We start from the raw sequence: 22,823 nt of genomic DNA on the forward strand, positions 1-22,823 counted from the left end.
TCAGGCTCCGGCAATGTCATGTAAAGCCTGAATCACACGCTCGATATCCTGATCCGTCATTGACGGAAACAGCGGAATCGAACACATCTGCTGGCTATTCAGTTCACTGGCAGGTAAACGTAAATCGGGATAGTGTTCGCGATAATATTTGTGGGTATGCGCCGCACGGAAATGCAATCCGCTGCCTATATCCCGCGACTTAAGTGCCTGCATAAAGGCATCACGCGTCAGACCGCAGCGCTGCTCATCAATGCGAATAATGAACAGGTGCCACGCGTGCTGATGTGGCCAGGCAGACAGTGACAATGGCGTAAACGGCAGCGTGTGCAGCGCTTCCAGATAGCGCTCAGCTATCTCACGGCGGCGAGCAATAAAACCGGGTAGCTTCTGTAACTGCACCAGCGCAATGGCTGCGCTGATATCAGGCAGATTATATTTAAAGCCCGGCATCATCACTTCTGCCTGTGGCAGACGCCCCTTGGTCTGGCGATCAAAAGCATCAACCGCCAGGCCATGAAACTTGAGGCTGCGAATACGATCGGCGAGAGCAGCGTCATCGGTCACCACCAGGCCGCCTTCCGCACAGGTGATATTCTTGATGGCGTGGAAAGAGAAAATAGCCGTGCCGCGATGCCCGATTGGCTTCTCGTGATAAGTCGTGCCCACCGCGTGAGCCGCATCTTCAATAATGGCGATGCCATGCTGCTCAGCAAGCTGATAGATTGGCGTGAGATCGGCGGGAGCACCAGCGTAATGCACCGGAATAATCGCGCGGGTACGTGAGGTAATCGCCTGAGCTATGAGTTCCGGCGTCACCATCAGGTTGTCAGGATCGACATCAATCATCACCGGCGTGGCGCCCAGCAGCGTGATCAGGTTCAGAGTGGAGACCCAGGTCATGGACGGCGTAATGACCTCATCGCCAGGCCCGATTCCCATCGCCATCAGCGTTACATGCATCCCCGCTGTGGCAGAACTCACCGCAATGGCGTGCTGGTTGCCAGTCAGTTGTACAAAAGCCTGCTCCAGTTCCGCACATTTAGCGCCTGTTGTTATCCACCCGGAGTCAAATACCGCTTTAACAGCAGCCAGCTCTTCATCACCAAATGAAGGGCGGGAAAATGGCAAAAAATCCATGCTAAAACTCCTGCAGATCAAACTCATTAGCTGTCGAGCGTTGTTAATCAGACACAACGCCGGCAAAAGAATTGAAATAGCGAATTATCAACATCCGGTTATGGCGTTATCGACACCTTATTTTCCCGTTCTGGAATTGAGGTTACCGGACTGCTAATACAAACTAACGTATGAAACTTAACTGAACATTAAATGAATAGTGTTCATTGCAATAAAATGAAAGAAGAGTGAGTTAAGGTTTTACGAAAAAGTTCACATTTAAGTTAATAATAATGACTCCGCTCTCAATTTTTGATTTATTGATGTTTTGTTTAAGATCGCAAGGGCTGCCACTTCTCAGATCATAAACCCACCCACCAGAGAAGCAATATCTGAGATTCAATACAACTAAATGATTTTACTGAAAATAAATCCAGACACACCAGGCAACTCCTGATCAAATCAGTATCCTGTTAATTTCACCGAAAACATCCGCCGATAAAAGCGTCTTAATGTATTCTTAATATTGTTCGTTATTAATGTTCAGCCCTAACAATAATTATTACACTTTGGTGAAACTAAGGTGACAGTCAGTTAATATTTGTCAGATTACCTGTGCCTGAAGGGTGAAAACAGTGCTAAAAAAATCGAATAAGATCGTGGTTTGAGGCGTTAACGTCTGGTCTGCCTAAAAAAGAGAAAATTGTGATGATGCGTGTCGCCTGTTTATGCACCCTGTTCGCCCTGCTCAGTCCGGTACTTTACGCCGCGCCAGTAACCTATACCATAACACCTGATAAAACATCGATTGGCCTCTCATGGCGTGCCTTTGGTCACGATTTTTCGCAAGCCAGACTACAGGGTGTGTCTGGCACGGTGACACTTAATCCGGATGAAGACCATGACGATCGTATCGAAGTGAATATTCCAGTGGGCACACTGGTGGCATCGAACAGTCTGTTGACCTGGCAATTGAAAAGCGATCTCTTTTTTGATGCGGAGCGTTACCCGCAGATTCACTTTGTGAGCAGTCGTGTTGCCTCACTGGGTGAGGGTAACTACCGTATTTTTGGCGTGCTAACGGTTAAAAATGTCAGCCGGTCAGTGGTGATGCAGGCCTCACTGGACAGTGGTAAAACAATTGATCCGGCGTCACGCTCTCTGGCGCTGCATGCCTCCACCGCGATATCCCGCTCTGCCTTTGGAATGGATCGATTGGTTGGAGTGGTTGATGATCGGGTAAACATTGCGCTGATTATTGCCGCACAGGCCAGATAATCGCTGTTGAAGCAAGCGCTCAGGGACAGACTTTTTTAACTGAGCGTGGTCACCAATGTTTCAGCGATGGCAGCCAACTGAGCAGAGGGATTACGCCCTATCAACACATACTGATAGCCACCGCGCTTCCACCAGGCCAGCTGCATGCCGTGGCGCTGTTCCTGAGTAATCGGGTTCGAATCCTGTGGTGCAGGCGAGATACAGAGCGCCATCGGACCATAATCAGCATGCAGCCAGGCGATCTGTGCAATCGACGTTCGTTCGTAACGCAGGATCCGCACCATTTTCAGTTCAGCGCCTGGCAGGCGAAGTTGCTGCGGGTGCAGCTCCAGTCCTAAATCCAGCCGTGTACGGTCGAGACCTCTCTGCAGCATTGCGGCGTCATTGGGGGTATCGGCCAGCGTTTCAGCACTGTAAAGCGACATATAGCGCGCCTCCAGATCGCGGATATTCTGACTTTCATCCTTCCCATCATCTGAGGGTCTTGCCAGAAAACCAATGCCGCTGCCCACCAGTAAAAAGCTGACCGATGCGGCAATAAGCGCGCGACGACTATACCCGGTGGCCACCTCGGGTGCCGGAATGGTCGCCAGGCGCTGGGCCATTCTGGCCTGTGGTGCCTGTTCGAGTAGCGGCGAAAAAGCCTGTTCAAAATCGAGACTGGTGTGCTGAAAATGCGCAACCCGCTCGACCAGTTCAGCATCCTCATCCATCGCCTGTTCAAACTGCGCAGCTTCTCGCGGCGTCATCTCACCATCCAGCCAGGCGACAATCGCCTCATCGCGCCACGGCGGCGTAAAAGTTTCCCTGTTAATCTCCGTTTCTCCTTCGGTGAGGGCGTGGTCGCCGGCTGTCTGGCTAGCGTGGCGCGTGCGGCGGCCAGACGGCTCATAATGGTGCCAACCGGGACAGCCAGCGTCTCTGCTGCCTCCTGATAGGTTAGTCCTTCCACGTAAACCAGAAACAGCGCATTTCGCTGTGCCTCGGGTAAGGCGTTAACGTGTTGCATAATGCGCTGGAAATGGCGATTGTCGTCGCTGGTGGCGTGATTATCCGCGGCCAGCAGCGCATCGGGATCCACAAATCCCTGCCCCTGCCGCACTTTTCGTGCGCGTAAATCGCTAACCCAGATGGAATGGAGGATGGAAAACAGCCATCGATCAATACGCGTGCCCGGCATGAACTGCGCGCTGCGTTCCAGCGCGCGCACGCAGGTTGACTGTACCAGCTCTTCTGCCATGTCACGGTTGTGTGACAACACATAGCCATAACGCCAGAGCCGCGTCAGATGTTCCGCAAGGTGCTGACGGATGTCACTGTGAGTGATTTTTCGCTCCTCCCTGCCGCATCAGACCTCAGGATGGCCATTGATCGCGGCTTGCAGATCGCGGTACTCCTCGCAATCTGTACCACAAATCCCGGCAATGGTTTTTAACTGTTCGCGTGCCAGATCAGGACGCCCTTTAATCATCCAGGCTTCGCCCAGATATTCACGCACTTTAGCGTAACGAGGATCAAGCGCAATGGCGCGCTGATAATAGCCAATACCCTCGTCGGTACGCCCCAGCTTGCGGGTGGCATAACCACGGTAGTTCCAGGCTTCGCGCGTATCCTGATTTTTCAGTGTATCCAGCAGGTTCAGCGCCGCCTGATATTCGCCCTTTTTTGCCAGATGATAGGCATAGCGCGTTTTATCATCGTCACTCAACTTGCTGGTTTTTTCGGGCACACAGCTTTTCGTATGACTGTCATAGACCTGACCTTTTGGACAGTCGGGCGTTTTTTTATCACTGTCATTATCACCCATCGCCATACTCAGCGGAGAGTGCAGCATCAGCAATAGAGCCGGAACAGCAAGCAGAGAAATACCAGAACGCGTTGTCATAATTTATCCTTATCGGGTCTGTGAGGCAGGCAATAAAGTCCGCCGGATGCAGTCCGCTATCGCGGCGCTGTACGGTAAACACCTCAGCGCCGGTTTCTATTCGATAAAAATAAAATTATTTTTTATCAGCCTGCCATGCCTGATCAAATCAGCAGTTTTTCCACCTGGCAAAAGCGCCCTTCTGCCAGCGAAATTACGGCGGCTTCCGCAATTGCCTGTGCTTTCAGACCATCCTCAAGGTTCGGCAGATCGTCAATCTGCTCACCATTCAGCGAGCGGATAAACGCATCCAGATGGGCATAGTAAGTGGGCTGCACCCGGCTAAACCAGTCGGGTAGCAGCCCCGGCTGCAGAATCTGCGCACTCTGATAGCAGCTGACTCCCCGCTGTGGCTGAGAAGCCGATTCGAGCATCCCGAGCGGTCCCATCACACTGATACGTTCATCGTAGCCATAACCAGTGCGGCGAGCATTGTCCAGCTGTGCCAGCGCCCCGCCGTGCAGCCGCAATAGCAACGTGCTGGTATCCACATCGTCAAATTCGCTGATCGCGGGTAACGCCAGCGCTGCCCCCATAGCAGCAACCTCCGTGACCTCATCTTCAGTCAGCCAGCGCAGCAGGTCAAAAAAGTGGATAGCCTGATCGCGCATCTGGCCACCGGAAGCTTTCAGATAACTCAGCGGCGGCATGGCCGAAGAGCGGCAGACCATTTGTATCAGTTCTGCCGGCCCAATCCGCCCCAGGCGGAGTTGCTGTTTAAGCTGCTGATGACTGACATCGAAACGGCGATTAAACCCCACAGTGACTGGTACGTTGTAAGGGAGGACATTAGCCACAGCTGAGCGTGCACGCTCAAGAGAGAGATCGATCGGTTTTTCACAGTAGATTGCTTTACCGGCACGGGCGGCGGTTTCCAGCAAATCGGCATGAGTCGGCGTTGCGCTGGCGATTAACACCATATCGATCTCTGCATCATTGATCGCCTCACTCACGGATGCTGCACGGGTCGAAAAGCGCGTCGCGAACGCGTCAGCGCGTGCAGGTTCTGCATCGGCCACCCAAACCAGTTCAACCTCAGGATGCGCCTGAAGATTCGTGGCATGAACTTCGCCAATAAAGCCACATCCCAACAGGGCAACACGTTGCTTTTTATTCATTTTGAACTCCGTCATAGTCCAGCAGAAAGCTGAACCAGCAGGATAACGCGGCGTCTTAAACTCATCGCATGGTGTTTTGAGGTGTTTACCTCAAAGGAGCGGACATGTCGCTGAAAGACGTTGCCCTAAGGGCAGGGGTTGGGCTGGCAACCGTGGTTCGGGTGCTCAATGAATGTTTCAGAAAGATTGGCACCCCTGTTAAACAGACCTCAAAACTGACATTTTTATAAAAATTAAAATATAAATCTATTTAGGATTCATTTGGCATTTTAATAGTTTACCCCGCTCAAGAGTTGTTATCATCACAGCGAATATGGAACGCAGTCATGCCGAAACAAAAGCCGAAGCAACATAGTTGCTCTGAAACCGACAACGGGGCACCCTGCAGAACGTTTTAGCATTCAGATACTGATGGCAGGATAGTCCTGCATTTTTCCTGCACCCATTACGGTGCCTGACTAATCAATGAGAGTTTGCTTTGGAACACTATTTATCCCCGGTGCGCACCACCAAAGAGAGAGTGCTGCACGCGGTTGTTTTCGAAGTTGCTGCCAATGTGCTGGTATTCATTATCCTGATGATTTGGGCCTCAGCTGCCCCCGCACAATCGGCATTGTTGACGATCGTCTCATCAACGCTGGCAATGGGATGGAACTACCTGTTCAATCTGATGTTTGACAGCATCCAGCTCCGAACAGGATTTAAAAAAGACTGGCGAATGAGATGCCTCCATGCCGTTTTGTTTGAGGCTGGACTGTTAGTGGTGCTGATACCTTTTGCAGCATGGTGGCTGAATATTACGCTACTCGCAGCGCTGAAACTGGAATGCGGGCTGGTGCTGTTTTTTCTGGTCTATGCTTACCTGTTTAATCTGATTTGGGATTACGCTAGTGCTGCTCGTAAAAAGAACAGTTAAATTAATTTCAGATAGCACAATGAATAAATCCTTTTATCTGAACAAATTAAACAAACTTTCTTCTTTCGAAATTTTTAGCATCCCGAAATTTAGATATGCAGAAATAAATTATAAACATAAATTTTCTTTCAGCGAAAAAACACCATCAAAAAACTAGAATAATAACGAAAGAGACCTGTAGAAAAGTGCGTCCAGAAACAGGAGTCGGAGTGTGTTGTTCCGTTAATTTTTTAAGATTTTTTTAATTGCACACCCGGCAAAACAACTCATAAAAGAAATTATTTTCAGCGACTGCACTTAATAAAAAAATTCAGCCTCATTTCCTGTTACAGGAATGAGGCCAGAAACGTTAATCAGTTCAGTTGAAAAGAAAACTCATTGAATAACGGAACGGTAATTAATAAATATCCATGATAAAACCAGGCAAAACTATTTATAATACAACAAAGTTAAGCATCATCATGCTGACTATCGAATAATCCAGGAACTATTTCGATTGATCACGATGAAATAATGCCCACTGCTCAATCTTTTCTCCTGATGGCAAAACGCAATAGAGCGTACTGCCGCTGGATGATGCCTCCTGCACCAGCTTTCCACCGCGCTGAAGACACCACTCGCTGGCGGGATTACGCATTATCAGGCGCTGTGGTTCAGCATTGTGAGACGTGCAGCCACTCATTTGCACGGTAGCCAGCATCAGAGAACAGATTGCTATTTTATTGGCGACTTCCATTTAACTCTCTCAACATTAATTTCAGGCACACTCTTAATTAACAGGCTAATTCTCACATACTTTTTATTATTCGAAAAATGAAGTTGTTTAGGTATTTTCAGCATTCTGAAACGTGTATTAATTTTTATAACGATAGCATCTTCTCATTAAACTCTTTCATAACGATGTCATAAGTTTGTCACTCCTCTCACCCAACAAAAAAAGAACAACCGAACCACATCAAAAAGAGACATTGTCGATTAAGGCTCTGGGGTATCAATAATTCCTTTATAAAGCTCAAACACAGAAAGATCATTGATAAATGCGTTAAATTGCCTGTCACCGTTGAGTGAGAACTTTTTCATTACATTATACTTATGTGTGTAAACAGTTTTAACTGAAAGATTAAGATGCTTAGCTATTTGCCCGACATTATACCCTTTTTTTAAAAAACTCAGCACCTGCAACTGGACTATCGTCACACGTGCAAAAACACAGCCTGCGCAATATGACGGTAGAAAACCTTGTTTGTTTCCCTGATGACCGATCCAGAAGCGAATGATTTTCTCGTGAATATCCCGAATGGAATCATTGCGCGAAATAATAATAATAGAGTGATAGCATACAGGAAGTTGCTCAAGGGTGATGTCTTCTACATTGTCAGTGAACACTATTATAATGCTACCGGGCTTCCGAGCACGGTAAGCCGGCTGACACATATAAAGACGCCACTGAGCAGCATTAATGAGTATAAAATCGGCCAGGCCCAGACTTTGTGAACTGTCAGTTCGTAAAAACTCCACAGATGAATCAGATAGTAATGCCTCCTCAATTATTTTTGAGATGCCCAACCGAAAGAAGTAGTTTTCATTTGTACAAACAACTTTAAAATCCATTTTTTCCTTAAGCATCTCAAAAGTTAAAATAATCAGGTAAACTTGCCATTAACCAGGGTGAGTTCACCTTTCTCTTTCAATTCTTTCAGCACTCTGCAAATTGAGCTTTTTGAAAGATGTGAACTACTTTGAATCAGACAAAGTGCTGAAAATCGCTTTTTCAGGTGCGGTGGTAGCTTTTCCCAATGCCGGATTAAGGAAACCACTTCATCATAGGAATTATTTTTAGATAACTGTATATAGTTCATCAGGTCAGAATATTGGCCAGATAAAATAGACATAGCGTCATTGAAAAGGTCTTTCTCGAAGATCAGTTGCCAGAATAGATCGTAATCAATAAAACTGACTTTTCCATAATCAATCCTTTCCAGATAAACGGGAGGTTCATCGAGTGCTGGCGTAACTCCGACAACAAAGGGAGCCGATAAGACATTCAACACCTTATGATCGCCCTTTAACTTGAGTAAGAAATCACCATCAAGAATGAACATAATTCGGCGTAGATTATCTTTAGTAAGATGATAGCGACGCTTCCCACGCGAAATCTCATCTGGATTTGCAGCCTGGGTATATCCGGCTAATGCATCAATGACCCGCTCATGATTTTCGGTTACTCTAAACATAATAATTAACTCAATCTGACTAACACAAGGTTAGTGATTAGTAGAAAAATCAGTAAATATCATTACACCACTTAAATGCTTGTAAATTAGCAGACAAAAGCACACGTCAGAATTTTAACGAAGTAAATGATAGCGTTGTCGTTTTCTCAGGAAATCATAATCACCTGAGCATACAGGTTATCGATTCGTCATATCAGGCATACAAAAAAGCCTTACAGTGTTGAGATATAGCCAAAGTTGAGAATAAAAATATTCAGCCATCATTGTGAAGTCCTGTATTGATAAAAAACAAAACATCCGTCAGGCTTAATTAGGACACACCGCTCCCAAAATGGACATTTAAATCCACAACAATCTAATAATTAGGTTTTTATTCTATTTTAATGCCTCAATATAGGTTAAAGTTCCAAAAGGAGATTTTGCACCCAGCACCCTATCTTACCTGCAGGTGTACATAGTGTAAGCTCTGCACTCTCTATTTTGGTAAGATCCGCTTTTGTCCTCGCATTGAAATCTTGATGGCAGAATGCATACCATCCGTATTATCAATACTCTGGCAAACGGGATTTTAAAAACCAAAAAAAACGCTCATCTGAACGCCTATATTTATTACTAATCGGGGATTTACGTTGCGCCTGAAAAATGGCATCAGAAAAATACCCGTAAGAGCATTCTATCTTACGGGTATAATTCCCACTAAAAACTGACGGGTTTAATACCGCTGGCAGGTAAATAAACTTGAAAGGGGACCACTTATAAGATAAGCATTCCCATTTAGCCGGGTGAAGTCCAGCTGCAAATAATTGGGGTCGAGTGTAATCTCAGCCAGCAAGATATTAAAGACATCGTCTGGTGTTGAATCATTCGTAGAAGTGATCATCTTTGTGATTTTATAACGGTATGTATCACTGTCTATTTTCCGGCCCTGACTTAACGCAATACGCCGATTAAGTCCTGTAATCTTATCATCAACTGTAACCTGACCATTTAATAACAGATATCCTGTATCAGAATCGATAAAACGCAGATCCTGTGTTACAGCAAACTCAATTCTACTAGCATCATGACGGCTTAGCTCGTAGCGACTGAATGCTGAGCAGCGGAAAGGCAGATCGTTAGCCCGGGATTTGAAAAAGTTAAATCCTGTAAAAATCACCAGTAAAAGTGCAGCCAGGGATATTGTCAGCGTGGCATTTCGTTTCAAGACGTTCTCCAGTCCAGATAATAGAAGTTGTCACAGGAAACGATATGACCACTACTGTTAAGATTGCATGCAGAGAGCATCGTTCTGCCATAATTAGTCGTCGTTAATGAGGTTTTTTTATCAAAATAGATACGGCGTCCTGGTATACAGGATTGATTATTTTCTTTCAGGATTTCTGTAATTTCTTTATTAAATGATTTTTTTTCAAAAACATTGAGCCCTTGCAATATCACAGCTTCGCAGCCGCCTTCCAGTTTGATGGTACTCATAGAGTAACTCTTTTCATCAAAGCCAGGCCCCGCGTAATACCAGAGAGAACTGCCCAGTAACACCAATATAATAATGAAAAAAATCATCTTACTGAAGTTGAGGAGCGGTTTTTTGACATTGACATCCTGATTAACAGACTCAGTTAATAGAGTGTGGCTTTTCTCCACTGAACCAGAATCTTCAGCGTTCACCTCATCCGTTTGGGCATCTGTCACATCCGTAGCCTGTGGGCTTTCACGTTCAATGCTGATGTCAGTGTTGAGTCTGATGCCAATTTTCGGAATGGTGATAATTAAATTTTCACAGCCATAAGCGGCGAGCGCTCTGCGCAGCATACTTAGATACTGATTCAGATTACTGTTTGAGCCGCGCAGGCCATATTTATCCCAGACTTCAGTCAGCAGGATTTCGCGTGCCAGGACTTCTCCCTGAGAATTCAGTAGCTGCTCAAAAAGACGACCAGAAGAAATACTCAGACTCAGCGTTTCCTGGGTAGGCATGTGCGTGAGGGTACAGTCGTCAGAATTGTAGGTGATCTGGCCATCAATAATGTAAATCATTAAAAAACCACTGAATTTTCCTTCATTCCCGACAGTATAATTCAGCTCAATTAAAGAAGCACTCAAGAAACCTGAATCTGACATTTCACTAAGATGATGTTTAGCTGGCACTACTATGGCGTATCCAGAGGAGATTCGATTGTTTGATCCTTCTCACCGATGAGGTACTGAGTCGCATAAACAGTGCCAGACTCTCTCCATCTTATCCGGACTGTAGATTTTCACCGCAGCTCAGCCTAACATGTGACCATTAATAACAGTGGTCACTGAGTTTTCATCCACCTTTACTCTGTCAGGTTTTAACAATGATCCAGTCTGTAACAGAAAATGCGACACGTGGTCCGGCCGGGCACAACGTTCGTGACCAGATTGTTGATGCTGCCATGCAACACTTTGCACATTATGGCTATGAAAAAACGACGGTTTCTGATCTCGCAAGAGCTATTGGTTTTTCGAAAGCATATATCTATAAATTTTTTGAATCTAAACAGGCGATTGGAGAAGTAATATGTGCCAATCGGCTGGCGATGATTATGCAGCGTGTCGAAGAAGCGATGGTTGATGCACCTGGGGCATCAGAACAACTGCGACGGCTGTTTCGCACGCTTTCTGCCACCGGCACTGAATTGTTTTTTCATGAACGCAAACTCTACGATATTGCCGCTGTGGCATCTCGCGATCGCTGGCCATCAGCCTCAGCTCATGAAGAGCGACTGCTTCACCTGATTCTGCAAATACTGCGCCTGGGGCGCGAAACGGGTGAGTTTGAGCGTAAAACACCGGCTGATGAAGCAGCAGAAGCGATCTATCGGGTTCTTAAACCTTATGCCAGTCCGGTATTGCTCCAGTACAGTCTTGACGACGCTGAGGAAGCCTCTGCGCAGCTGGCAGCGCTGGTATTACGCAGCCTGGCGCCCTGAGCATTCCGCATAATGTGACTATTGACTTAATTAGTCACCAGATCAAATATAGCGACTTGTTTTGTCATCGCTCTGGATTCTGATGCTACTTCGCTTATCTCAGCCTGTGATGTTCCATCTCTGCGCGCGTCCATCGCACTATCCTGTGCTGGGCGTCGCTATTTGCGCTTCAGGCGCGTTTCACCTCTCCGCGTCAGCATGTCAATCGCTGCCCGCACAGCTTACGGGAGCAACCTCATGAGTCACTCATCCTCATCACAACGCATCGTGATTACCGGCGCGGGCGTCGTTTCGCCATTAGGTTGTGGCGTTAACAACGTCTGGCAGCGATTAACGGCGGGTGAGTCCGGTATCCGCACGCTGCCCGACACACTCACTGCCGGCACCGGGATTTCAGTAGGTGGCCTTGTGCCAGGCATTGATGAAGATCCGCTGGCGGGATATGACCCGGAGTCATTCATTGCGCCGAAAGAGCGTAAGAAAATGTCGCGATTTATTGAATTTGCGCTGCTTGCGGCAGAAGAAGCGCTGGCTCAGGCGGGCTGGCATCCTGAAGATGAGGCCGCGCGTGAACGCACCGCGACGATTATTGCCTCCGGCGTCGGCGGTTTTGGCGCAATTGCTGACGCCGTGCGCACCACGGATGGGCGCGGTCCGCGCAGACTTTCGCCCTTCACTGCCCCCTCGTTTCTGGCCAATATGGCCGCGGGTCATGTCTCTATTAAATACGGTTTTACCGGCCCGCTGGGCGCACCGGTTACAGCCTGTGCCGCAGGCGTGCAGGCTATTGGTGATGCAGCAAGGTTAATCAGAAGCGGCGAAGCGGACATTGCGATTTGTGGCGGGACAGAAGCGGCGCTGGATCGCGTAACGCTGGGCTGTTTCGCGGCAGCGCGTGCCCTATGCACGGGCTATGAGGAGCATCCGCATCTCGCATCACGTCCGTTTGATCGCGACAGAAACGGCTTTGTGATGGCCGAAGGTGCTGGTTTGCTGGTGATCGAGTCGCTTGCCCATGCCCAGGCTCGGGGTGCGACGCCACTGGCGGAAATTATCGGTTATGGCACCAGCGCCGATGCTTACCATCTTACCGCAGGTCCGGAAGATGGCAGTGGCGCTGCGCGGGCAATGAGAACCGCTCTGCGCCAGGCGTGTATCAGCGCGGATGACGTTCATCACATCAATGCTCATGCAACCTCAACACAGGTTGGCGATCACGGCGAGCTGGCCGCTATTCGAGCTGTATTTGGCGATAATTCACAGGTCGCGATCTCTTCAACCAAATCTGCCACCGGCCATCTGCTGGGTGCAGCGGGCGGCGTTGAGGCGATATTTACCCTGATGGCGCTGCGTCAGCAGCTTATCCCGCCGACACTGAACCTTCATCATCCCGATGACGCAGCAGGCAATCTTGACCTGGTGGCGCTCACTGCACGCCCGGCGGAGTTGACCTATGCCATGTCGAACGGTTTCGGCTTTGGCGGCGTCAACGCCAGCCTCCTGCTTCGTAAGTGGCATTGACGTCATAGTAAAGACTCAACCTGCGCCACCAGACATCCTGGTCGCGCAGGGTTTAAGTCTCCAGAAGATCACGCTTTGCTGGATAATTCCAGAGGCTCTCCGTCAGCAATAGCGTCATAAACCTGAACCCTTCCTGACTTCCCGATCCTCTCCTTTTTTTCAACAATGGCACCGACTACGTCAGTCAGGAGGCTGTTGTCTTCTGTAACCAGCGCATTGATGAACTGCTGGCACAGGGTATGACTCCCTTTATTACGCTGTTTCACTTCGATATGCCGATGGCAATGCCGGAACAGGAAGACAGGAAAAATCATCAGGTCGTTGCAGCATTTTCACCCACCTGCGGCTGAATGATGATAATCCTCGCTGCGCCTCACACCAACTCATAGCCGCTGCAGTGCCCTATCCCCGTACCGGCGCATCGAACAGACTCAACGCCACAACAATCACTGCATAAACCAGCAGATACAACAGAATCAGCGCAGCAAGCAAACGACGGTGGCTGCGCATCCCGTTTTTCTTCATGGTGCCATTCAGAAGGTATAACTCAATGCCAGGGTTGCCGATGCGCCATTGTGCCGCGCGACAATCGGGCTATCTGAGGCATGTTTATCCAGCCATGTGTAATCACCGATGACACTGGCAGCCCAGGCGGGCGTGAACTGATGGCTCCAGGTCAGGCTGGTGTCGGTGCCATAAAATCCACCCGCCGCGTCATAACGTTCATAACCGCTACGCGCGCTTTGCTCGCGGTTAACACCGTACCAGGTGTTCATGTAACGTCCGTCGCCAAACAGACCTGCCACCTGCAGTGCCACCGTATCATCGCTGGTCTGCCAGGGAATCAACGTTACGGATGTCCGATACTGCACGCCCTGACTGTCACTTAGTGGCAGCGTCGCTTTGCCCTCCAGCACAAACCATGGTGTGACTGACCATCCCACCGCAAGCGCGGTGTTCACCGTGGCATCGATCTTTCCCATGCCCCTGAGCCGGTCATCACCGTCACGCCATGAGGAATTGCGGTCAGATCGGCCTAACCCATAGCCCAGGGTATGTTCCAGATACAACCCATTATCTGCCTGTAGATCGTAGCCAATCCCTTTTTGCGAATCGAGAAAGAAAGCCCCGTCGCGCGCCTGAATAATCGGCGTCAGCTGCCAGTGCTGCTTATCTGCGCCGCTGTAACGCGGTGCATTGATGCCTGCAATGCCCACCGTCACACTGGACGAAGGCGTGGCACTGTCATCCGCTCTTGCGGCAGCCGCGCTTAATGCCAGTGAAAAACAGACCATGTGAAGCGTTATTTTTCCGGTTATCATCTCGTTTCCTCATTATCACATCAGGTGCGGAGCTGAGGGATTCAGGGCCGCGTCACTGGCCGGAGTATGCGGGGCGAGTGTCAATGAACGACCAGGGATTTATGAAGAAACAGTCAAGGTGATCTGAAATGCAGCTAAAACGTATCCTGATTATTGAAGATGATGCTGACGCGGCCGGCGTCCTTGAGGCCTATCTGAAACGTGAAAATTATGAGGTTATGATTGTCGGTGACGGACCTGGCGGGCTGGATGCCGCCAGACGCTGGCAGCCCGATCTGATCCTGCTGGATATCATGTTGCCTGGCATGAACGGCACCGAAGTGCTGGCCTCACTGCGACGTCGCGACGATACGCCGGTGATCATGGTGACGGCGATGAGCGATGCGCCGGACCGCATCGGTGCACTCCGCTATGGCGCTGATGACTATGTGGTCAAGCCCTATCATCCAGGCGAAGTCGTGGCGCGCGTGCAGGCGGTGTTGCGCCGCAGTCAGAATAGCGCGCCGGTCACCGAAATCCTGCGCTGGGCCGGTCTGGTCGTTGATCCGATCGCCCTCACAGCCGTAATTGAATGCGACAGTGGCACATCGCGCCGTCTCGATCTGACACCCACTGAATTTTCCCTGCTGGTCACCCTGATGCGCGCACCAACGCGTCCGTTTACCCGTCTGTTTCTGCTGGAGCACTGTCTGCCGGAAAGCGATGCGCTGGAGCGGGTGGTGGATACACACGTCTACAACCTGCGCCGTAAACTGGAAGCTGCAGGCATCTCTGACGTGTTACCTGCGGTGCGTAGCGTGGGTTACCGGTTCAGACAGCCATGAATAAAAACATCTACAACTCTCTGTGGCGCTGGATCTGCGTCAGGGTCATGTTTCTGGCGATTGGCAGTGTCATTCTGATCGCCTTCTGTATGTGGTTGCGCTTCGCGGTGCAGGCGTACTGGGTCTATTACCGTATGCCACCCGCACTGCTGGAGGAGTTTTCACAGCTACGGCGCCATCCTGCCAGCGACCCGGCACGCTTTCACCAGATCGTGGATCAATGGTGGGGGCTCACTTTTTCTGATCCGTCGCTGGCCTCGTCGGACTGGTTTACTGTGATTGCGCTGGTGGTCGTCACCATCCCGTTTATGGTGTTTATGGCACTGCGTTTCGCGCGCCCACTCTCCACGCAGTTCAGCCAGCTGGCGACCGCGGCGCGCGCGGTATCAAAAGGGGAATTTGGCCGAACAGCCGCAGTGGTAAAAGAAGCTCCGCAGGAGCTGGTGCGCTTTACCGAAGATTTTAATCAGATGACGCAGCAACTGGCGCGTTACGAGCGCGAGCTGCGCACCTCGCATGTGGCGATGGCACATGAACTTCGCTCACCCCTGACGGCGGCGATGGGCCGGTTGCAGGGTATTCTGGATGGCGTCTTTCCAGCGGAGCCGCAGCAACTGGCAATGATCATGAAGCAACTGACGCAGCTCAGCCGACTGATCGATGAACTGCATTTGTTGTCACTGGCGGATGCCGGTCAGCTGGTCCTGAACCGGGAACGGTTTAATCTCAGTGAGTTACTGCGCGAGCGTACGGGCTGGCTGCTGCCGCAGGCAGAAAAGGCAGGTGTGACCATCAGCGTCATCGCACCAGAGGCTCTGATGCTCGATGCCGATGCATTCCGCCTGGGCCAGGTGGTGACGATCCTTTGTGAGAATGCGCTGCGCTACGCGGCGGACGGGGGGGCGTTGCTGATCTCCGCCAGCCAGAACGATCGGGCGGTTACCCTGACTTTTCGCGATTATGGTCAGGGTGTAGAGCCGGACTTTCTGCCGCAGCTGTTTGATCGCTTTACCCGGGCTGACTCCTCTCGTGCTCGCCACTCTGGCGGCAGCGGTCTGGGATTGTCGATCGCCAAAGCTATCATCGAGGCGCACGGCGGATCACTTCGCGCCACGTTACCCGCTGACGGCGGCCTGTTAATCGGGATAACGCTGCCGGGGAGATAAATTGTTCTGGCTTGACCATTTCTTGATGGTTCATGCAACGTTTCTGGACACAAGCCGGGTTCAATGAGCACAACTCATTAAAGGAACCCGGCTATGACTGATTTAATCCCGGATGCTGCCCGCCAGGTGTGGCGTCACCTTTTTAGTGTTCAGATCTTTGCACCAGCCATGTTTGTGCTGCTTGGCGTGCTCATCATGACTGGCTGCCGGGACAATAATTCTGCCCCGCCCGCTGCCCCGCCGCGACCAGTTAAAACGGTGATTGTTCCGCCGCTCGGAAGTGATGCTTCACTGGTGCTGACCGGAGAAATCCGCGCCCATGAAGAGGTCGCGCTTGCTTTCAGGCTGGATGGCCGGGTCGTGAGTCGTGCGGCTGAACTGGGCGATCGCGTCAGCGCCGGACAACCGCTTGCAGCGCTGGAAAATGATCAGTCACGTAATCAGCTCAGTAGCGCACAGGCCGATCTCGACAGCGCTCGCGCCGCCGAACGGGTCGCCGCACTTAATCTTCATCGAATGCGGCTGTTGATGCCCGGTGGCGCCATCGCCCGCAGCCAGCTTGACAGCGCCCAGGCAGACTGGCAAAGCGCGCAGTCACGCCGTCTCAGCAGCGAAGCAGCGCTAAAAAATGCCCAGGACACTCTCAGCTGGACTCAACTCACTGCACCCACCGCAGGCCGGATCACCGCCATCACGGTTCAGCCTGGCCAGGTGGTCAGCGCTGGACAAAATGTGATGACGCTGGCAGCGGGAGATGCACGCGATGCGGTGTTTGACCTGACCACACCAGCGCTTTTGCGTCCTGACGGCCAAATACCACTAAAGGTGACGCTGCTCGCCGATCCCACCGTGCAGGCCAGCGGCACGGTGCGTGACATCAGCCCACAAGCCGATCCGCAGACCCGCACGTGGCGACTGCGCATCTCGTTGATAAATCCACCTGAGGCGATGGCACCCGGTGCCACGGTCACCGTCAGCCTGCCCGATGCACAACCGCCAGTGATCGCCCTGCCCGCCAGCGCTCTGACCCGTTTCTCAGACAAACCCGCGCTGCTGGTTGTTGATGCAGCGTCACGCTTGCAGCTTCGTCCGGTAGTCCTTGCCCGCTTTAACGCGCATCAAATCTTTGTAACTGCCGGGATCCAGCCGGGCGAGCGCGTTGTGACGGCCGGCGTTAATACCCTGCAGCCCGGCGAAAAGGTCTCGCTGATGCAGGAGGCGCCATGAAAAAACCGGCTGGCTTTAACCTCTCTGGCTGGGCGCTGGCGCATCAGCAACTGGTCATCTTTTTCATGCTGCTGGTGATGGCGGCAGGTGTACTGAGCTATGAACGTCTCTCCCGCAATGAAGATCCGGCGTTTACCATCAAAACTGCCGTCATCTCGGCCCAGTGGCCGGGCGCGGACGTGGACAATATGGTGCAACTGGTCACTGACGTACTGGAACAGAAGGTACAGGAGATCCCGTCGCTGGACGCCGTTGAGAGCGAAACCCGCGCCGGGCAAACGGTGATATATGTCAACCTGCGTGATGACACACCACCCTCTCAGGTGGCTGGCACCTGGTATCAGTTACGTAAAAAGATGAAAGACGTTGCCGCTTCACTGCCTCAGGGCGTGCAGGGTCCGGCAGTGAACGATGAGTTTGATGACACCTTCGGCACAATTTATGGGTTTACGGCTGATGGTTTTACCGCCAGAGAGTTGCGCGATCGGGTCGATAACCTGCGGCGAAGTCTGACGAGTCTGCCCGACATCGGAAAAACCACCCTGCTGGGTGTGCAGGAGCAGCAGGTGGTTATCGCCTTTTCCCCGCGCAAGCTAAACGGCATGGGACTCGATTTACAGCAGGTCAGCGACGCCATCAAAGCGCAGAACGACGTGGTACCCGCGGGCAGCCTGCGAACCGACCGCGAGAACATTGCGCTGCGGGTCAGTGGCACCCTGACCTCGGTCGAAAACCTGCGGGCAATTACCCTGCATATCGGAGAGCGTTTCATCCCGCTGACTGAACTGGCTACCATCACTCTTCAACCTGCCGATCCCCCGGCACCCACGTTTCGGGTTAACGGCGTTCCGGCTATCGGGCTGGCGATTTCCATGGCCCCAGGCGGCAACATGCTCGATTTCGGCAAGCAGCTTAACCAGCGCATGCAGACACTGGCCAGTCAGTTACCGCACGGCATCACCCTGACCCGCGTGGCTGACCAGTCATCCGTGGTGAAAAATGCGGTCAGCGGCTTTGTCCGGATACTGGGCGAAGCGGTCGTCATCGTGTTAGCCGTCTCTTTCGTCTCGCTGGGACTGCGTGCTGGTCTGGTGGTGGCAGCGGCCATTCCGCTGGTGCTGGCCATGACCTTTACCGGCATGTTGCTGGCGGGCATCGGCCTGCAACGAATTTCACTGGGTGCGCTGATCATTGCGCTGGGGCTGCTGGTGGATGACGCGATGATCACTGTCGAAGCGATGGTGGCGCGGCTGGAAGCAGGCGACAGTAAGTGGCAGGCCGCGACGTATGCGTTCAAAACCACCGCATTCCCTATGCTGACCGGCACGCTGGTGATGATTGCGGGTTTTATTCCGGTCGGGTTCGCTGCCTCCAGTGCCGGAGAGTACTGCTATTCGCTGTTTGTGGTGATTGCGCTTGCATTGCTTTGCTCGTGGGTGGTCGCAGTAATCTTTTCTCCACTCACCGGCTGCTGGCTGCTGTCTGTAAAGCACATAACAGCCCACCCGTCGCCGGGCGTGCTTGCGCGCACTTATCACCGACTTCTGGACGTGATTCTGCGTAACCGACTGGTGACAATGGGCGTGGCAATGGCAGTGCTGTTAGTCAGCCTTTATGCCACCACCTTTATGCAGGGTGAGTTTTTCCCGGCGTCAGACCGCCCCGAATTGCTGGTCAGCCTGACGCTGCCCGCCAATGCCGCGCAGGCCGAAACCCTGCGTCGTACCGTACAACTTGAAAAAATGCTCCAGAATGACCGGGATGTGGCGAACTTCACCAGCTACGTTGGCTCAGGTGCAATCCGCTTCTATCTACCGATGGATGTGCTGCTGGATAATGAAAACATCGCGCAGCTGGTGGTGGTGGCAAAAGATCTCACCGTGCGCGATCGGCTGCGCAGCCGGCTGGAACAAAAACTGGCAGCAGATTTTAACGATATCAGTACTCGCGTCTCACCGCTTGAGCTGGGGCCGCCGGTTGGCTGGCCACTGAAATATCGCATCACCGGTCCGGACAATGCACAGGTTCGGCAGGTCGCCGATCGGCTGGCGGCACAGCTTGCTCGCTCACCGCTGACCCGGGGTGTCAATCTCACCGCCGGAGAGCCAGAACGCGTTATCAGGCTGGCAGTAAACCAGACAGCGGCCCGCGCGGCTGGACTCTCATCAGACACGATAGCCACCGCGCTGAATACGCTGATGTCCGGCAGCGTGGTGACCACGCTGCGCGATCGCAACCGCCTGATCGATGTGGTGCTGCGCGGCGATGACAAGGCGCGCCAGGACACTGACTTGCTGGCAGGATTGATGATTACCAATGCCAGCGGACAAAAAATTCCGCTGCGGCAGGTCGCGACGCTGAACTGGGGGGTGGACGACCCGGTGATCTGGCGCCGTCAGCGGCTGGCTTACATCACCGTACAGACCGATATCGCACCCGGTCAGCGGGCTGAACAGGTTTCGCAACAGCTCGCGCCAGGTGTCGCCGCTCTGCGTGCTTCACTGCCTGCCGGATATGGTATTGAAGAAGGTGGCGTGGCGGCAGAATCAGACAAAGGCAACGGTTCTGTGTTTGCTCTGTTGCCGGTAACGATCTGCGCCATGCTGATCCTGCTGATGATTCAGCTGCAACGTTTCTCAGGCATGCTGCTGGCGCTAAGCATGGCACCGTTTGGTTTGCCAGGCATCATATCCGCAATGCTGCCTGCGGGTACTCCGCTGGGGTTTGTGGCGCTGCTGGGGATTATTGCACTGGCGGGAATCATCATCCGCAACGCCGTGATTATGATCAGTGAAGTGGATACGAACAGCCGCGCCGGACTTGCCGCTGGTGAAGCTATCCGGCAGGCCGCCCATCACCGGGCGCGTCCAATCGTGCTGACCGCGTGTGCCGCAATCCTGGGCATGATCCCTATTTCTCATCAGGTTTTCTGGGGGCCGATGGCACTGGCGATTATTGGTGGGCTGGTGAGCGGTACGCTGGTGACACTTACGGTATTGCCCGCTGCGTTAAGTCTGATGATGGAACGCCGTTCACGTTAAATCCGTTCAAAAAAAGTCCGGCGATTCTGTACCAGGAACAGCAGAATCGCCGGACGTCCTCAGTTCATCACCTCGACCAGAATCAGTGGGCACTTTCTGACTTTGCAGGCCTGACTGTAGGCCAGCGAGCAGACCGAACAAAGGTCACGCACGTCAGACTGGTACTCATACTCCATGAAATAGCGGAACTGGCCGCCTGCCGAATCTGTTCTCCAGAATCGCTGCGGCTCCAGAATTTCATCCAGTTGCCTGAATGTCAGGGCTGACGGGTTATGAAACCCGACTCTTACGCGATATATAGTCATGCACCGATTATTGGCATCCCGGCTTCGTGCCGCCAGTTGGTTATTGTTTTCATTACAATAGCTGGCGCTTATCAACCCATCTCTTAGTGTGGCGCAGGCAGTTCTGCCAGCATTGCCAGCAGATGCAGCACCGCTTTTGACGGATGAAGCCGACGCCAGGCAAAGGCCACGTCGGTAAACAGCGTGTTGTTTTCGATATCGCAGAAGCTCACGTCGGGGTTATCGACGCAGCGCATCGACTCCGGCACCAGCGCAATCCCGCAGCCGGCCGCGACCATACCCAACGACGTGGTGATTTGCGGCGCCTGCTGGAAGGTGTGGCGCGAAAAGCCCGCCCGCAGACAGGCAGTGACAATCAGCTCATACAGGCTCGGCGAGACGTCACGCGGGAAAATGATCAGGGTTTCATCCGCCAGCGCGGAGAGCGGCACAGTGGGTGTACCGCTTAAGGGATGAGAACGCGGCAGCGCAATCAGCATTTTTTCGGTGGAAATGACACGCAGATTAAACGCTTTGCTGCTTTCGCACGGCAGCCGGATAAAGGCCGCATCCAGTAATCCCTCCTGTAAATCCTGCATCAGCAACGCCATATTCTCTTCACGCGTCAGCAACGTCATCGCGGGATAACGTTTCTTAAACTTATGGATTAGCGTGAAGATGCGCGAATTAAACGCCACCGAACTGGCAAATCCCAGCGACAACTGACCGCTGATCCCGCGCGCAATGCCACGCGCGTTTTCCAGCGCCTGATCGGCCAGCTGCACAATCTGTCGGGCATCCGCCAGAAACGCTTCTCCCGCTTCAGTGAGTTCAACCCCGCGCGTCAGCCGCTTCAACAATGGCGTGCCGATCTCCTGCTCCAGCCGCAATATCTGCTGACTCAGTGGCGGCTGCGATATCCCCAGCAATTCAGCGGCTCGGGTAAAGTGAAGCGTCTCGGCTACGGCAACAAAATAACGCAGATGGCGAAGTTCCATATCAAAAACGTCTCAAAGTTAACAGGTTTCGCTATTGGACCCACCGACTGAATCGGTTCACCATTAGGTTAACACGGCTTAACGGTTAATCGACGAGGCATCAAATGAGCAATTGTGTAACTGATTGTTCCTGCGAGGATCAACTAAAACATACTGTCTTAACGCTTTCCCAGGATGCGCCAGAAAGTGTTATCTATCAGACCTCTTTAATGAGTGCGCTGCTGAGCGGCGTCTATGACGGTAATGTCCGCATTGCCGACCTGCTGCGCAAAGGGGATTTCGGCCTGGGCACCTTCAACCGGCTGGATGGCGAGATGATCGCGTTTGACAGCAAAGTCTATCAGTTGCACGCCGACGGCAGCGCGCATCCAGCCGATCCGGCGCAGAAAACTCCGTTTGCGGTCATGACCTTTTTCAAGCCGCAGCACCTGTTTGAGTTTGACCGGCCGCTGTCACGCGAGGAAATCCATCGGGTGATCGACAGCGAAATCACCTCCGATAACCAGTTCTGTGCGCTACGCATCAGCGGTCGTTTCAGCCGCGTCGATACCCGCACCGTGCCGTGCCAGTGCCGCCCGTATCGATCCATGCCGGAAGTGCTGGACGATCAGCCTACCTTTTCCTTTAGCCAGCGTGCGGGGGAACTGATTGGATTCCGCACGCCGCAATATATGCAGGGCATTAACGTTGCGGGCTATCACGAACATTTTATTACCGACGACCGCGAAGGCGGCGGCCACATTCTCGATTACGCGCTGGAACAGGGCACCCTGACCTTTGGTGCCATCAGCAAGCTGGTCGTGGATCTGCCGCAGGACAGTGACTTTCTCAATGCCGACCTGAACCCCGCCAATCTTGACGCCGCGATCCGAGCGGTAGAAAGCTAATCAGAGGAATGAC

The 22,823-nt window shown here is 52.1% G+C and carries 24 protein-coding genes and 1 pseudogene; 11 read left to right on the top strand and 14 right to left on the bottom strand.

All coding sequences use genetic code 11. The features are described 5' to 3' along the window. Positions 1–1,137, bottom strand: coding sequence for a UDP-4-amino-4-deoxy-L-arabinose aminotransferase (gene arnB / locus LQK91_RS20425; protein WP_078805307.1), 1,137 nt, complete (start codon positions 1,135–1,137; stop codon positions 1–3). Between the two features lie 687 nt (positions 1,138–1,824). On the opposite strand from arnB, the gene LQK91_RS20430 reads away from it, so the two are divergent. After that, entirely contained in the window at positions 1,825–2,394 is a 570-nt protein-coding gene (locus LQK91_RS20430) for a YceI family protein (protein ID WP_003850563.1), read from the top strand. Positions 2,395–2,429: 35 nt separating this feature from the next. Here the strand turns inward: LQK91_RS20430 and LQK91_RS20435 are convergent, their stop codons facing one another. From LQK91_RS20435 to LQK91_RS20450, 4 genes are all read right to left on the bottom strand, one after another. Further along, on the bottom strand, positions 2,430–3,209 hold the full coding sequence (locus LQK91_RS20435) for an anti-sigma factor family protein (RefSeq protein ID WP_003850564.1): 780 nt from the start codon (positions 3,207–3,209) through the stop codon (positions 2,430–2,432). Then, complete coding sequence (locus LQK91_RS20440) at positions 3,140–3,655, bottom strand: sigma-70 family RNA polymerase sigma factor (protein WP_231001660.1); 516 nt, start codon at positions 3,653–3,655, stop codon at positions 3,140–3,142. The genes LQK91_RS20435 and LQK91_RS20440 overlap by 70 nt, the downstream gene beginning before the upstream one ends. 87 nt (positions 3,656–3,742) lie before the next feature. Further along, positions 3,743–4,279 carry a tetratricopeptide repeat protein gene (locus tag LQK91_RS20445; RefSeq protein ID WP_003850566.1) on the bottom strand — a complete coding sequence of 179 codons (537 nt, stop codon included), beginning with the start codon at positions 4,277–4,279 and terminating at the stop codon, positions 3,743–3,745. A 143-nt stretch (positions 4,280–4,422) separates the two neighbouring features. Further along, on the bottom strand, positions 4,423–5,436 hold the full coding sequence (locus tag LQK91_RS20450) for a Gfo/Idh/MocA family oxidoreductase (RefSeq protein WP_008926818.1): 1,014 nt from the start codon (positions 5,434–5,436) through the stop codon (positions 4,423–4,425). Between the two features lie 104 nt (positions 5,437–5,540). Between LQK91_RS20450 and LQK91_RS20455 the strand changes: the two genes are divergently transcribed. Together LQK91_RS20455 and LQK91_RS20460 are read left to right on the top strand one after the other, a co-directional pair. Then, a complete protein-coding gene (locus LQK91_RS20455; RefSeq protein ID WP_003850568.1) occupies positions 5,541–5,666 on the top strand; it encodes a LacI family DNA-binding transcriptional regulator in 126 nt (41 codons plus the stop codon). A 248-nt stretch (positions 5,667–5,914) separates the two neighbouring features. Further along, complete coding sequence (locus LQK91_RS20460; RefSeq protein ID WP_105100072.1) at positions 5,915–6,352, top strand: PACE efflux transporter; 438 nt, start codon at positions 5,915–5,917, stop codon at positions 6,350–6,352. Positions 6,353–6,839: 487 nt separating this feature from the next. On the opposite strand, the gene LQK91_RS20465 is transcribed toward LQK91_RS20460, so the two are convergent. From LQK91_RS20465 to LQK91_RS20485, 5 genes are all read right to left on the bottom strand, one after another. Beyond that, positions 6,840–7,088 carry a putative hemolysin gene (locus LQK91_RS20465; protein ID WP_105100073.1) on the bottom strand — a complete coding sequence of 83 codons (249 nt, stop codon included), beginning with the start codon at positions 7,086–7,088 and terminating at the stop codon, positions 6,840–6,842. A 239-nt stretch (positions 7,089–7,327) separates the two neighbouring features. Further along, entirely contained in the window at positions 7,328–7,963 is a 636-nt protein-coding gene (locus LQK91_RS20470) for a helix-turn-helix transcriptional regulator (protein WP_105100074.1), read from the bottom strand. Positions 7,964–7,995: 32 nt separating this feature from the next. After that, a complete protein-coding gene (locus LQK91_RS20475) occupies positions 7,996–8,586 on the bottom strand; it encodes a helix-turn-helix domain-containing protein (protein WP_008926814.1) in 591 nt (196 codons plus the stop codon). Between the two features lie 712 nt (positions 8,587–9,298). Further along, positions 9,299–9,790 carry a FidL-like protein gene (locus tag LQK91_RS20480; protein WP_105100075.1) on the bottom strand — a complete coding sequence of 164 codons (492 nt, stop codon included), beginning with the start codon at positions 9,788–9,790 and terminating at the stop codon, positions 9,299–9,301. Then, entirely contained in the window at positions 9,787–10,731 is a 945-nt protein-coding gene (locus LQK91_RS20485) for a winged helix-turn-helix domain-containing protein (RefSeq protein ID WP_105100076.1), read from the bottom strand. The genes LQK91_RS20480 and LQK91_RS20485 overlap by 4 nt, the downstream gene beginning before the upstream one ends. A gap of 194 nt (positions 10,732–10,925) precedes the next feature. Here LQK91_RS20485 and LQK91_RS20490 point away from each other — a divergent pair, with 194 nt between their 5' ends. From LQK91_RS20490 to LQK91_RS20500, 3 genes and pseudogenes are all read left to right on the top strand, one after another. Next, positions 10,926–11,540: a TetR/AcrR family transcriptional regulator gene (locus LQK91_RS20490; protein WP_105100077.1), complete on the top strand. Its 615-nt coding sequence runs from the start codon at positions 10,926–10,928 to the stop codon at positions 11,538–11,540. Positions 11,541–11,777: 237 nt separating this feature from the next. After that, positions 11,778–13,061: a beta-ketoacyl-ACP synthase II gene (fabF, locus tag LQK91_RS20495; RefSeq protein ID WP_008926810.1), complete on the top strand. Its 1,284-nt coding sequence runs from the start codon at positions 11,778–11,780 to the stop codon at positions 13,059–13,061. Between the two features lie 164 nt (positions 13,062–13,225). Next, positions 13,226–13,393, top strand: a pseudogene (locus tag LQK91_RS20500) (family 1 glycosylhydrolase); the annotation flags it as partial. A 70-nt stretch (positions 13,394–13,463) separates the two neighbouring features. On the opposite strand, the gene LQK91_RS22015 reads toward LQK91_RS20500, so the two are convergent. Next, the gene (locus LQK91_RS22015; RefSeq protein ID WP_003850579.1) at positions 13,464–13,586 is read right to left on the bottom strand and encodes a hypothetical protein; all 123 of its coding nucleotides are present in this window, start codon (positions 13,584–13,586) and stop codon (positions 13,464–13,466) included. Positions 13,587–13,594: 8 nt separating this feature from the next. Further along, on the bottom strand, positions 13,595–14,383 hold the full coding sequence (locus LQK91_RS20505; protein ID WP_105100078.1) for a MipA/OmpV family protein: 789 nt from the start codon (positions 14,381–14,383) through the stop codon (positions 13,595–13,597). Between the two features lie 128 nt (positions 14,384–14,511). Here LQK91_RS20505 and LQK91_RS20510 point away from each other — a divergent pair, with 128 nt between their 5' ends. From LQK91_RS20510 to LQK91_RS20525, 4 genes are all read left to right on the top strand, one after another. Continuing rightward, on the top strand, positions 14,512–15,207 hold the full coding sequence (locus LQK91_RS20510; RefSeq protein ID WP_105100079.1) for a response regulator: 696 nt from the start codon (positions 14,512–14,514) through the stop codon (positions 15,205–15,207). Next, positions 15,204–16,373 (top strand): sensor histidine kinase, encoded by a 1,170-nt coding sequence (locus tag LQK91_RS20515; protein ID WP_003850582.1) that lies wholly within the window; start codon positions 15,204–15,206, stop codon positions 16,371–16,373. The genes LQK91_RS20510 and LQK91_RS20515 overlap by 4 nt, the downstream gene beginning before the upstream one ends. A gap of 93 nt (positions 16,374–16,466) precedes the next feature. Next, positions 16,467–17,600 carry an efflux RND transporter periplasmic adaptor subunit gene (locus LQK91_RS20520; RefSeq protein WP_105100080.1) on the top strand — a complete coding sequence of 378 codons (1,134 nt, stop codon included), beginning with the start codon at positions 16,467–16,469 and terminating at the stop codon, positions 17,598–17,600. Continuing rightward, complete coding sequence (locus tag LQK91_RS20525; protein ID WP_105100081.1) at positions 17,597–20,641, top strand: efflux RND transporter permease subunit; 3,045 nt, start codon at positions 17,597–17,599, stop codon at positions 20,639–20,641. The genes LQK91_RS20520 and LQK91_RS20525 overlap by 4 nt, the downstream gene beginning before the upstream one ends. A 59-nt stretch (positions 20,642–20,700) precedes the next feature. Here LQK91_RS20525 and LQK91_RS20530 read toward each other — a convergent pair whose 3' ends face one another. Then, a complete protein-coding gene (locus LQK91_RS20530; RefSeq protein ID WP_003850587.1) occupies positions 20,701–20,946 on the bottom strand; it encodes a hypothetical protein in 246 nt (81 codons plus the stop codon). An 83-nt stretch (positions 20,947–21,029) separates the two neighbouring features. After that, on the bottom strand, positions 21,030–21,923 hold the full coding sequence (locus LQK91_RS20535; RefSeq protein WP_105100082.1) for a LysR family transcriptional regulator: 894 nt from the start codon (positions 21,921–21,923) through the stop codon (positions 21,030–21,032). A 104-nt stretch (positions 21,924–22,027) separates the two neighbouring features. On the opposite strand from LQK91_RS20535, the gene budA reads away from it, so the two are divergent. Then, the gene (gene budA / locus LQK91_RS20540; protein WP_105100083.1) at positions 22,028–22,810 is read left to right on the top strand and encodes an acetolactate decarboxylase; all 783 of its coding nucleotides are present in this window, start codon (positions 22,028–22,030) and stop codon (positions 22,808–22,810) included. Positions 22,811–22,823: the final 13 nt, after the last annotated feature.

This window comes from Pantoea sp. MHSD4, assembly GCF_021043305.1.
In the GTDB taxonomy this organism is placed as follows: Bacteria; Pseudomonadota; Gammaproteobacteria; order Enterobacterales; family Enterobacteriaceae; genus Pantoea; species Pantoea eucalypti.